Genomic DNA, 12,896 nt, shown 5'->3' on the forward strand with positions numbered 1-12,896 from the left:
CTGTTCGCCTCACAACATTCATCGTATTACCCCCGTTGATAAATTCCGCTCGCATTCAAATAACAGATACCGGGGCGTACCATGTCAAATCCTGTTCGATCGCGAGCCATCTCGCTTGCACCGTCGTTGCTGCTCATTCCGTTTCTTCTCAACCCGATCGCAGCGGCAGCCGCATGCGCGGTGAACGGTCTCAACACTGTTTGCAGTGCCGGCTCGCCACGAACAACGACGATCGGCACCGGCGATGCGCCGGGTAACGACGACCGCACGGTGGTCGTCAAGAACCATGCTCTCGTCAATACGCAGGATGCCTCGGCTATCAGCCTGGCCGACCGCGCCAACGTCACGGTGAAATCGGGCGGGACGGTCAGCAATCATGCGGTCGAATTGCACGGCATCTACGGCACGGGCACCAACACCATCGAGTTCCGGGACAACGGCACGCTCACGGTTGAAGCTGGCGGCAAGGTGTTGTCCAAGGGTACGGAGGACATCGCGGAAGCCGTAAACCTGCAAGGCCAGGGTAACGTCATCAGGAACAGCGGGCTGATCCAGGCGACTCATGCCGCAGCTATCTGGTTTCAGAACACCTCGGGCAGCAACACGGTGATCAATACGGAGACGGGCGTGATTGCAGCGCCTGACAATGCGATTGGATCGACCGGCGACGGGGCCATCGACTTCGCGAACAAAGGCAAGGTGATCGGGAACCTCGTGTTCGCGGGCGGCGACGACACCATGCGCATCTACACCGGCTCGACGGTGCATGGCAGTATCGACGGAGGCGCGGGCAACAATCAGTTGTACCTGAGCGGCGCCGGCGCCGATACGTTGACTGGCGACATCTTCGGCTTCCAGACGCTCATCAAGAACGATACCGGCACGTGGACGCTCAACGGCATCCTGCCCGACGTGCAGCTTGCGCAAGTGGCGGATGGCAAGCTGATCCTCACCGGCGACAACAGCGCTTACGCGGGACAGTTCGTGGTCGACGCCCCGGGCACGCTCGAGGCACGTGCGCAAAGCCTGCCTCTGGCGATCACGGACAACGGGCTCGTGCGCTTCACGCAGACCGACGACGGCACATATGCAGGAATACTAAGCGGCACGGGTTCCATCGAAAAGACCGGCGCGGGCACGTTGACGCTTGCACCTGCTGCGGGCGGCAACACGTATTCCGGCGGCACGCTGATCACGCAGGGTACGGTGAACATCAGCGCCGATAACGCGCTGGGTGCGCCCACTGGCGGCGTGACGTTCAACGGGGGAACATTGCAGTTGGGCGATGACCTCGACCTCGCCTCAACACGCGCAATTGTGATCGGCGCGAATGGCGGAACGATCGATACCCAGCAGTATTCATCCACGCTTTCGCAGGGCGTGACCGGCTCGGGCGCATTGACGAAGCTCGGCAGCGGCATGCTCACCATGAACGGCGCAAGCACCTACGGCGACACGAACGTGCTCGCTGGCACGCTTGCAGTCGGCGATGCGCAACATACGGGCGCGACCATCGGCTCAGGCACGACGACAGTTGCCGATGGCGCGACGCTCGGCGGCTTCGGCACGGTACTCGGCTCTATGAACAACTCGGGCACGATCGCGGTGGCAAACGCGTTGCCGGCGTTCTCGGCAAGCTCGACGGGCTCGTTCCTGATCCAGGGCAATCTCACCAACAACGCCACGATCAACCTTGCGGCTGCATCGGGCGCGACCGGCAATGTGCTGAACGTCAGCGGCAATTACGTAGGCAACAACGCGAAGCTGATCGTCAATACGGTGATGAACGAGGGTGGTGCTGCATCGAACCAGTTCACGGACAAGCTGGTGATTGGAGGAAACGCGAGCGGCGATACGACCGTGATCGTGAAACCGACCGGCCTGGGCGCGCTGACGGTTGGCGACGGCATCAAGGTCGTGCAGGTGAACGGTTCGGCTGCGGCAGGAACGTTCCATATGGCCGCGCCGGTGCAGGCGGGCGCGTATGAATATCTGTTGTATCAAGGCGGTTCGGGCCGGCCGAGCGACTTCTATTTACGCTCGTCGCTGGAAAATCCGCCGGTTACTCCGCCTGTGACGCCTCCGGTAACACCTCCTGTTACTCCGCCCGTCACGCCTCCGGTGACTCCTCCAGTCACCCCGCCCGTCACGCCTCCGGTGACGCCGCCTGTTACACCGCCCGTAACACCCCCGGTCACGCCGCCCGTGACGCCCCCGGTTACCACCGCCCCTACCCAGCCTGGCGATAGCGCGGTGATCGGCGGCACAGGCACGCCGCCCATGGCGTCCACGCCGGCCGCGCCAATCGCGTATCGGCCGGCGGTGGTGGGTTACGCGCTCACGCCGTCGCTGAATATCGACTATGGCTTTGCGATCATGAGCCGTCTGCATGAACGTGTCGGCGATATCGCCAACCTCGAAAAGGCCCAGGGCGCGCACGATAACGGCGTGTGGGGACGCATCGGCGGCCAGAATCTCGACGCAAACTCCGGCGACCGTTTCTCCGCCGATGAACGCACGTTCTTCGCACAGTTCGGCAAGGACTGGACGCTCACGTCGAACCCGGCTGGCGGCAGCACGCATGCCGGCGTCACGCTGACGATCGGCTCGAGTTCGGCCACGTTCGAAGACAGCGCGCGCAGCCTGAATCCGACGCTGAGCACAAACACCGGCTCGGTCGAAACGCAGGCGCAATCGATCGGCGGCTACTGGACGAAGTACCTGAAGGACGGCAGCTATTTCGACGCCGTCGCACAACTGACGCACTATCGCAACAAGTTCGGCGACGTATACGGCGGCGGTGCTTCACAGAACGGCTACGGCACGGGTCTTTCAGGCGAAGCCGGCAAACCGTTCCTGATTGGACCGACCACGATCGCCATCGAACCGCAAGCGCAGCTGATGTATCAGTACCTGCATCTGAACGGTTTCAACGATGGCATCTCGCCGGTCTCGAGTACATCGAGCAACGCGTTGCGCGGCCGCGCCGGCTTTCGCATCTTCAAGGCGAACCTGACCAACGATTTGAAGACGGGTGCATTGACGCCTTACTTCACGGCGGACGTGTTGCACGACTTCCTGACCCCGGGCAATACGACGGTCGACGGATCGACCTTCAACGGCGCATTTGCCAGGACATGGTATGAACTTGGTGTAGGACTGACCACGAGCATGGGCAAGTCGTCGGAGATGTATGCCAACGTGAAGTACGCCCGCAACATTGGCGGCGATTATCGCCGTGGCGTGTTCGGGCAGGTCGGGTATAAGTTCAGCTGGTAAGAAGAAGGGGCTGATGCTTCGGCATCGGTCTTTGAGCGGGGGAATCGTGAACGTCAGGTTCGCGATTCCTCCGCGTTTTTTTGGGGGCCGCGCCCTGCAGCGATGCGAAAATAAGACGATCATCCATTCTTGGCCATTGCGCCATTACGGCGCAATAGCGCAAGCAATACTTACGATTCCCCTTGGCCGGTTCAATAACCCAGCAACCCATCTCAGGAGAGCATCACCGTGAATTCAGAATCCGATCGCCGCGAACGCATCGCCATTGTCACCGGCGCCGGAGCCGGCATTGGACGCGCCGCGTCGCTGGCGCTATTGCAGGACGGCTGGACCGTGGTTGCTGCAGGACGGCGCAGCGAACCTCTCGAACAGCTTACCAAAGACGCGCCCGAAGGCCGCGTCCTGCCCTGCTCGTGCGACGTCGCCGACCCCGAAGCCGTCAGGAAGCTGTTCGCCACCGCAGTCGACACGTATGGCCGCGTCGACCTGCTGTTCAACAATGCGGGGGTATCGAATCCGCCGGGACCGTTCGAAGACTGGAGCGTCGAGCAATGGAAATCGGTGATCGATATCAACCTCAACGGCATGTTCTATTGCATCCAGCAAGCGTTTCGCGTGATGCGCGCGCAAGCGCCCATGGGCGGCCGGATCATCAACAACGGCTCGATATCGGCGACTTCACCGCGGCCTAATTCCATTGCATATACGGCGACCAAGCATGCCGTTGAAGGCATGACGAAATCCGCCTCGCTCGACGGCAGGAAGTACGACATCGCGGTGGGCCAGATCGATATTGGCAACGCGCAGACGGATTTGGCCGCGCGCATGGCGAAGGGCGTGCCGCAAGCGAATGGAGAAATTGCCACGGAGCCGATGCTCGACGTGAATATTGTCGGGCAGTCGGTGCGTTACATGGCGAGCCTGCCACTGGAAGCAAACATCCTGTTCCATACGGTCATGCCGGCAAAAATGCCGTTTGTCGGCCGAGGATAAACGTCTGATGCGATTCGTCGTTTAACCGAATTCCGCTGTCGTCCATCGAACATGGACGACACGCACCGGCATGTCATGCGCGGCGCAATAGGCGAGCCACCGCGTCTGGTTGTCCTGCAGCCGGTCGCCCGGGCCCTTGACTTCGATCATTTCGTATCGGCCGTGCTCGGGCCAGAAGCGGATCAGGTCCGGAAAACCGCTGCGGTTTGCGGCGATGTCCTGCAAGAGGCGGCGAAACCATAACTTCATATGCGCGGCGGGCAGGCATGCAAGCGCCTGTTCCAGCAGATCGCCGCTCAGCACTGCCCAGTGCACGAACGGCGACTGCACTCCAGCCTTCGCCACGAACGCCGAGCGGATTGCGTGCTTATGCCGGCCGTCATCGAGCAGCGCGAGGCAACGTTCGAACTCATCGCGCCGCGCCGCATGAAAGCCAGGTGAATGAAGATCTGCCGGAGCGCGTTGAAACGGATGAAAAAACGCGCCCGCCAGCGGCGTGAAGATCGCGTCCCAGCACAGCAAGCCGAAAAGCGAATTGATCAGCGTGTTCTCGACGTAATGCACGCTTGCGCCCGGCTCGCTGAGTGCGTCGCGAACGATCATTTCCACCGGGGCAACCTTGGCCGGCATGGGCAAGACAACCTCGAGACGCTCGACCGCGCGCGGCCTGCTTACGGGCTCCGTGGGAAGCCCGAGCTTGCGCCGAAGCCTTGGCAACATGCGTGCTGCCCGTTGCGCCTCCTCTTCGCTCCCCGGGTCATTGCATGCGTCGCGCGCCAGGGAGTATGCATCGGAATAAAGACCGGCCCGTTCCATTACCCGCATGCGCCTATGCCGCGCGCCCGGAAACGCGCAGGTCCGATACGCCGACAGCGCCGCCTCCCAGTAACAAAGCCGTTCGCAGTGCTGCCCGAGGCGATACAACAGCTTCTGCCGGCGTTGCTCGAGCCACGCGCGCTCGCACGTCAACGCTTCTATATTGGAAATCATGGCTTCGATGGATGGCAAATCATCGATGGTGTCGAGCAGGTCGCGGTATGCGCGCACCGCCAGAAATGAATCGATATCCGTACGGCTCTGGAATGCGCGCGACGACCGTTCGAGCACGACGCGCTCATAGCGTACGATCCCCAGGTCCGCGAGCACGAACTCCGCCCAGCTTTGCCGCAAGTTGCCGAAGAACATGAGCCTCAAGCGCTCGCACAAGCTGCTTACGTTCAGGCGGATCACGACGTCGTGCGAGCCCGGGTGCCATTGCCTGTAAACTTGCGCCCCGGGATACGCCGCCAGCAACGATTCCTGTAATTCGGCTTTTCGCGTGCTGGCCGCGCCCCGGACGGGCGGGAAAATCTTCGCCAGTTCGGGCCTGGTGTGAAGGGAAAAGATTTCGTCGAGCGTGATTGCGGGATCTGGATCTGCCCAGCCAAGCGCACTCAGCGGCGCGAGTGCTTCGCAAGGACATCCGATTTCGTCGTAGACGAGTCTACTCGCGCGGAAGTACGGACCCACGCGCATCAGCATGCGTACGAGCAGCGCCCGCGATGCCAGCGGCAACGCTGGAAATTCGCGCAGGAAAACGCGTTCGTCTTGCACCCACAGGTCGTCGTAGCGATCCGCGAGCCATTGAAGCGCGCGCTCGAAGTTCACTAGGTAATAGAAATGCCGCTGAAAATCAGGCAGCGGCGTCGAAGTTGAGTCGCTCATGATGACTGTATGTATATACAGTCATCATGATACCGCCGAAGGCGTCTTGCTGAAACGTATCGGTACTTTGTTGAACGTAAAAGCGCGAACCGCACGCGAAAAAATAGGGGCCGGGTGCGCATTCTGAAAAGTGCACTCCAATGTCGTGCCGCGCAGACAGCGACATCAAAAATTGACCGCGCGGTGCAGGCAAACGTTCAACGCAATGGCATCATATGCGCCTTGCTCTTCAATGCCCGGCACCCCTACATGTCCAACCTGATCGTCCACGGCGGCATCCCGCTACGCGGTGAAATCACTCCGTCCGCCAACAAGAACGCTGTCCTGCCCATTCTTTGCGCCACCCTTCTGACGGACCAGCCGTTGCGGCTTGTCGGTGTTCCCGAGATCACCGACGTCAAGAAGATCCTCGATATTTTCCGCATGCTCGGCAGCAGCGTGTCAATGGACTTTGCAACCGGTGTTCTCCAGTTGCATCATCATGCAACGCGGTTCGATCCGGCCGAACACCGGCTGCCCGAGGAGATGCGTTCTTCCATCATGCTGGTGCCGCCGCTCGTTGCGCGCTTCGGCGTGGCGCGCCTCGAAAACGACGTCAAGGGCTGCACGCTCGGCGTGCGCGAGATCGACCCGCACGTCGAGGTCTTCGAGCGCTTCGGCGCGCGCATCGAGCGGACGTCCGACTCGTTGATCGTGCGCGCCGACACGCAGATGAGCGCGAACGATCACTGGTTCGACTATGCGTCGGTGACGACCACCGAGAACTTCGTGCTCTGCGCTGCGTCGGCAAACGGCACGTCCTCGCTGGTCAACGCGGCGTCGGAACCGCACGTGCAGGAGTTCTGCCGTTTTCTCGCGATGCTCGGCGTGGCAATCGAGGGTATCGGAACCTCGCGCATCACCGTGACAGGCGGCAAGAAGCTGGGCGGCGGCGAGTTCCGTTTCAGCGAGGATTTCCATGAGATCGCGACGTTCCTCGCGCTTGGTGCAATCACGGGCGGCGACATCGCGGTGAAAAATACGGCGCCTGAACAGTTTCCGCTGATCGACCGGACCTTCGCAAAATTCGGCGTGCACGTGGAGCACAGCGGCGGCTGGTCGCGTACCGTTCGCAACGGCCCGCTGCGCGTGCGCCGGCCGTTCACGCAGAACATCCTCACCAAGGTCGAGGCGGCGCCGTGGCCCTACCTTCCTGTCGACCTGCTGCCGATCTTCATCGCGCTTGGCGTGAAGGCCGAGGGCAGCGCGATGTTCTGGAACAAGGTGTATGACGGCGCCATGGGCTGGTCGGGCGAACTGTCGAAGTTCGGCGCGCACGTGTTCCTGTCGGACCCACATCGGCTGATCACGTTCGGAGGGCTCACGCTCACGCCGGCCAAGGTCGAAAGCCCGTACATCATTCGCGTCGCGATCGCGTTGCTGATGGTTGCCGCGAGCATCGAGGGGCGCTCGGAGATCATCAACGCCCTGCCGATCCGGCGCGCGCATCCGCGCTTTGTCGAGAACCTGCGATCGGTCGGGGCGAACGTGGAATGGACCAGCAGCGAATAATGCGAAGCGGCGCGTCAATGCACGAGGTATTCGCCGTGCATTGACGCGCTGCAAAGCGCGCAAACGCTTTCCTTCAAGGCAATGCCCTTAATCATCGTCTTTTCACGCCTGAAATCAGGTGCTTCCAATTAAAGACATCCATTCATTCAAGCCTGCTCAAATTAAATAATTACTCGAACTGAGCGGCGTCAGACGTTAGTGCCATCGATTTGCGAATAAACTCTCGGCTGCCTGTATGGCATGCTATTGGCAAATCTACTAAACGAACGCTTAAAAAATTCAGCTAAACAAAGACGTATGTGCGTGAGCCTCATTGAGCCGCCGCGCTCTTAATCAACTCGCCAGAATGGAGACACAGTGATCAGACATGGTCTTGGCGGCTTGCTGCTTATGCTGTGCTGCTTGATCTTGACCATGAGCGGCGCGGTGGCGGCCGGTCCCGACTGCTCACGGCCATTTACGCTCGCTTTGCACGATCACGGCCTGCTTTATTCCGCGGATACCGACACGGGTATCGACAAGGATTTCGCCGACGAACTCATTCGCCGCAGCGGTTGTAAAGTCAATGTGAGCCTGATGTCGCGCGCGCGTATCTGGCAATTGATCGAATCCGGCGCGCTCGATTTCAGCTTGTCGGGCATTGCCAATGCCGAGCGCGATCGCTTTGCATCGTTTGCGTGGTATTTCAGCGATAAATATTATCTGCTGGTGCGAAAAGATTCCGGCATGCACAGGCTCGCGGATTTTGAACGCAGCGACCAGTTTCAGCTGGGCGTGATTCGCAGCTTTCGCTATAGCGATTCGGCGAACAAACTCGTCGATACACTCGCCGCCGAAAATCGCGTGAGTCAGGCCGGGGGCCTGGAACCGTTGTACGAAGCGCTGATCAACCGCCGCATCCAGGGCATGATCATGGAGCCCTTCGATTATCCGGCACTCGAAGAAAAGCGTATTCGCGACGTCACGACTGTTATTGAATTCAATGATCCGGCCGTGCCGCATGGTCTGATCATGTCGAAGAAAGCGCTCTCGCCCGAAGAGCAGGCGAAATGGCGCGCGCTCGTGAACCAGATGCGCGCGGACGGCACCGTGCGGCGCATCTTTCTCAAGTACTTCAAGCCCGACCTCGCCAACGCGATGGTCGATTTCAAGGCGCCGCAATGAACTGGGCGCGCCGCTGGGCTCGTGTCGGCCTGATCCCGCTCATGATCCCGTTGCTGATCCTCTGCGCGGCGCTGAGCGTCACCTGGGCGGTGTGGGATCATGAACGCCAGGCTTCCCGGCGTGAGTTGCTCTCGCAGTTCGACTTCTCGCTCGGCGACGCCGTCAGCCGTGTCGAACAGCGCATGGCCGCCTACGAACAGATGCTGCGCGGCGTGCAGGGACTGTTCGCCGCGGTCGACAATGTTGGCCGCGACAACATCCACGACTACGTCGCCGCGCTCAATCTCGATGCGAACTTCTCCGGCATCCAGGCCATAGGCTTCGTCAAATGGGTATCGGCGGCGCAGAAGGACGCGCATGTCGCGAACATGGTCTCGCAAGGGTTCAATCACTATGCAATCCAGCCGCCGGGCATGCGCGACGACTACGCGCCGATCATCCAGCGCGAACCGAACGTTGGCGCCAACCGCCGCGCGCCGCTCGGCTTCGACGCCTGGACCGACCCCACGCGCCGGCTGGCCATGGAAAAGGCGCGCGATTCGGGCATGGCGGTGATATCGGGCAAGGTCAGGCTCGCGGTCGACGACGGTCCCGATCCCCAACCCGGTTTCATCATGTACGTACCGGTCTATACCCGCGGCGAACCGCAAGACAATGTTGCCGCGCGCCGCGCGCATCTCGCGGGCTGGGTGTATGCATCGTTTCGCATGCACGATGTGATCGCAAGTCTCTATGGCGAGCGGCCGCGCGGCCTGTCGCTCGCCATCTATGACGGCGTCGAGCCCACGGCCTCCGCCCTGCTTTATCGTTCGTCGAATGCCGGTAAAAGGCCTCCGCGAGAAATGCTTTCCGCCAGCGAATATCTCGTGGTCGCGGGCCATGACTGGACGCTGTCGCTCACCACGCTGGACGGCTTCAAGGCCGGCTTCGGCCGCAACGCGCAATGGCTCATCGCGCTCACCGGCACGGGCTTGAGCGTGATGCTCGCCTTGCTCGCGTGGCTGCTGGTGACAGGACGCGGCCGCGCCATGCGTCTCGCGTCCACCATGACGCGCGAATTGCGCGAGAGCGAGGAGAAGTTCCGCGCCATCGCCGATTGCACGGTCAACTGGGAAGTCTGGTGGGGACCGGACGGCAAGCCGCGCTGGATCAATCCGTCCGTCAGGCAGTACACCGGATACACCGTTGAAGAATGCATGGCAATGCCCGACTTCGCCGACACGCTGATTCATCCGGAAGACATGCCGCGGGTCGCGCCGGAGTTCAAAAAAGGGCTGCAGGGATATCGTGGAGACGACCTCGAATTCCGCTGCGTGCGCAAGGACGGCTCGATTGTGTGGCTATCGGTGTCGTGGGTGCCAATCACCGACGCCAAAGGCGTTCTCGCGGGTTTTCGCACGAGCGGGCGCGACATCACCGAGCGCAAGCAGGCCGAGTCGGAACTGCGCATTGCCGCGGTCGCCTTCGATTCGCTGGAAGGCATGATCGTGACCGACGCCAACACGCGGATCCTGCGCGTCAACTCGGCGTTTATAGAATGCACCGGGTATAGCGCCGAGGAACTCGTCGGCAACACGCCCCGCATGCTTCAGTCCGGCCGCCACGACGCCGCCTTCTTCCGCCAGATGTGGGATTCGATCAACCGCGAGGGCGGCTGGCAAGGCGAGATATGGGATCGCCGCAAGAATGGCGAGGTGTATCCGAAGTGGCTCAGCATCTCGGCCGTGACGGGCGCCGACGGCGTGGTCAGCCACTATGTGGGCGCGCATCACGACATTACCGAGAGCAAGATCGCGGAGGAACGCATTCGCGAACTCGCTTTCTTCGACGCCCTCACCCGCCTTCCCAACCGCACGCTGCTGATCGACCGCCTGACACAGGCCATTGCGCTCAGTGCGCAGAAAAAGACCTGCGGTGCGCTGCTTTTCATCGACCTCGATCACTTCAAGACACTCAACGACACCCTTGGCCACGACAAGGGCGACGTGCTGCTGCAACAGGCGGCAGGACGGCTCGCCGCGAGCGTGGGCGAAAGCGATACGGTTGCGCGCGTGGGCGGCGACGAATTCGTCGTGGTGCTTGGAAGCCTGCACGAAAACCCGCAGGAGGCAGCGAACCAGACCGAGATCGTGGGCGAGCGGATTCTCGCCGTCCTTGGCAATCCTTACCATCTCGACGATGTCGAATATCGCAGCACGGCGAGCATTGGAGCGACCGTGTTCACGGGACATCAGACGGCCATCGACGAACTGCTGAAGCAGGCCGACCTCGCCATGTACAAATCGAAGGAGCGCGGCCGCAACGCAATGTGTTTCTTCGATCCCGCCATGCAGACTGCCGTGGTGGAACGCGTGGCGCTGGAAGCAGGATTGCGCCGCGCGATTGAAGACGACCAGTTCGTGCTGCACTACCAGGCGCAGGTGCTCGATGACAACCGCGTGGTCGGGGCGGAAGCGCTGGTGCGCTGGCAGCATCCGGAGAGCGGCATTGTGGCCCCGGCCGATTTCATTCCGCTCGCCGAGGAAACCGGCCTGATTCTGGCGCTCGGTAACTGGGTGCTGGAGACCGCCTGCGCGCAATTGGCGCGCTGGATGGAACAGCCTGAAATGGCGCACCTGAGCATGGCCGTCAATGTCAGCGCGCAGCAGTTCCGCCAGCCGGACTTCGTGGACCGCGTGCTGGCGGTCATCCGCAAGACGGGCGCGAATCCTGCCCGGTTGAAGCTGGAACTCACCGAAAGCCTCCTGGTGGACAACATGCAGGACATCGTCCAGAAGATGTGGACGCTCAAGGCGAAAGGCGTGGTGTTCTCGCTCGACGACTTCGGCGTTGGCTATTCTTCGCTGTCTTACCTGAAGCGCCTGCCGCTGGATCAATTGAAGATAGATGAATCGTTCGTGCGCGACGTGCTTGTCGATCCAAACGATGCCGCCATTGCACGGACCATTGTGGCGCTTGCGCAGAGTCTCGGACTTGGCGTGATTGCGGAAGGCGTGGAAACTGCGGCGCAACGCGATTTCCTGGCAAGCGTCGGATGCCATGCGTACCAGGGCTTTTATTTCTCGCGGCCCATGAGCGTTGAAGGCTTCGAAGCGTTCGTGCGCAAGGACGACGCGGTGCCGGCCTGACGCGCCTCCTGGCTACAGCGCGTAGAACACAATGAACGCAACCGAGCCGAACAGCACCCACTTGGCCACGTAATAGGTGGGCCTGTGCCATGCCTTTAGACGCTTTCCCACGCGCCGCACGGCATAGATGTATTTGAATCCGCGATTCAATGCGCCCGTCCGGTCGCCTTCGTCGTTCGGCGAGGTCGCCGCACGCAGCAAGATTTTTGCGAAAGTGCGATTGAGCGCGGCGGCCCAGGCGAAGCGCATCGGCCGTTCTATGTCGCAGAACAGTACGATCCGCGAGACGTCTGTTTCGTTCTTGGCGTAGTGAATATAGGTCTCGTCGAAAAGAACCGCTTCGCCGTCGCGCCAGTAATACTTGCGTCCGTCGACATCGATATAACAGCCCGGATCATTCGGCGTCACCAGTCCCAGGTGATAGCGGACCGATCCGGCGTATGGATCACGATGCCGGACCAGGCTCGCACCCGGCGGAAGCTGCGCGAACATGGCCGCCTTCACGGTGGGAATCTGCTGTAGCAATCCCGTGGTAAACGGACAGAGCGCAGCGGCCGACGGATGCGGTGCGTCGTACCATTTCAGATAAAAACGCCGCCAGCCTGTCTTGAAGAACGAGTTGAAGCCGATGTCGTTGAAGCCGTTTGCCGCGGCGATCTTCTCGGCTGCATCGACGGCCAGTGCTTCATCGCGAATCCGAGTCCAGTTGGCCCGCAAGGGCTCGAGTTCGGAGAACGTGCCGCTCTCTATATAAGGCGCGGATTTCAACGGCGAGAACAGATAACACAGGCAATTGACGGGCGCCATGAAGGTCGAATGATCCGATAATTGCCGCCAGAAGCCGAACCGCACGTCGCCGCGCCTGAACACATACGCAGCGCTGCCAACAAACCATAGCAGGACGAACCAGCGCATTTTTACCCCCTTGCCTGTCGAAAAAGCCAGACTTAAGCGGATTTGTAAGATTCGATCGGTGATGCAAATGTAAATCCTGATTTCGCTGAATGCAATAACGCCGGCAGCACAAAATGCTGCGCACGCCCTGCAAAACGAGGTGCTTGCGCGGTTCAGGCATGA

The 12,896-nt window shown here is 61.0% G+C and carries 7 protein-coding genes; 5 read left to right on the top strand and 2 right to left on the bottom strand.

Going from position 1 to position 12,896, the window contains the following annotated elements:
* The first annotated feature begins 81 nt into the window (after positions 1–81).
* Positions 82–3,279 carry an autotransporter family protein gene (locus tag AWB64_RS32650; RefSeq protein WP_060858696.1) on the top strand — a complete coding sequence of 1,066 codons (3,198 nt, stop codon included), beginning with the start codon at positions 82–84 and terminating at the stop codon, positions 3,277–3,279.
* A 228-nt stretch (positions 3,280–3,507) separates the two neighbouring features.
* The gene (locus AWB64_RS28135; protein ID WP_060858697.1) at positions 3,508–4,272 is read left to right on the top strand and encodes an SDR family oxidoreductase; all 765 of its coding nucleotides are present in this window, start codon (positions 3,508–3,510) and stop codon (positions 4,270–4,272) included.
* A 21-nt stretch (positions 4,273–4,293) separates the two neighbouring features.
* On the opposite strand, the gene AWB64_RS28140 is transcribed toward AWB64_RS28135, so the two are convergent.
* Complete coding sequence (locus AWB64_RS28140; RefSeq protein ID WP_060858698.1) at positions 4,294–5,976, bottom strand: VRR-NUC domain-containing protein; 1,683 nt, start codon at positions 5,974–5,976, stop codon at positions 4,294–4,296.
* Positions 5,977–6,225: 249 nt separating this feature from the next.
* Between AWB64_RS28140 and AWB64_RS28145 the strand changes: the two genes are divergently transcribed.
* From AWB64_RS28145 to AWB64_RS28155, 3 genes are all read left to right on the top strand, one after another.
* Positions 6,226–7,527 carry a UDP-N-acetylglucosamine 1-carboxyvinyltransferase gene (locus tag AWB64_RS28145; protein ID WP_060858735.1) on the top strand — a complete coding sequence of 434 codons (1,302 nt, stop codon included), beginning with the start codon at positions 6,226–6,228 and terminating at the stop codon, positions 7,525–7,527.
* A gap of 357 nt (positions 7,528–7,884) precedes the next feature.
* Positions 7,885–8,691, top strand: a complete 807-nt coding sequence (locus AWB64_RS28150; RefSeq protein ID WP_060858699.1) for a substrate-binding periplasmic protein — start codon at positions 7,885–7,887, stop codon at positions 8,689–8,691.
* Positions 8,688–11,819 (top strand): bifunctional diguanylate cyclase/phosphodiesterase, encoded by a 3,132-nt coding sequence (locus AWB64_RS28155; RefSeq protein ID WP_060858700.1) that lies wholly within the window; start codon positions 8,688–8,690, stop codon positions 11,817–11,819. Before AWB64_RS28150 ends, AWB64_RS28155 begins: the two co-directional genes overlap by 4 nt.
* A gap of 12 nt (positions 11,820–11,831) precedes the next feature.
* Here the strand turns inward: AWB64_RS28155 and AWB64_RS28160 are convergent, their stop codons facing one another.
* Entirely contained in the window at positions 11,832–12,734 is a 903-nt protein-coding gene (locus AWB64_RS28160; RefSeq protein WP_060858701.1) for an aspartyl/asparaginyl beta-hydroxylase domain-containing protein, read from the bottom strand.
* Positions 12,735–12,896 lie beyond the last annotated feature (162 nt).

The sequence above is a fragment of the Caballeronia sordidicola genome, assembly GCF_001544455.2.
Classification (GTDB): Bacteria; Pseudomonadota; Gammaproteobacteria; order Burkholderiales; family Burkholderiaceae; genus Caballeronia; species Caballeronia sordidicola.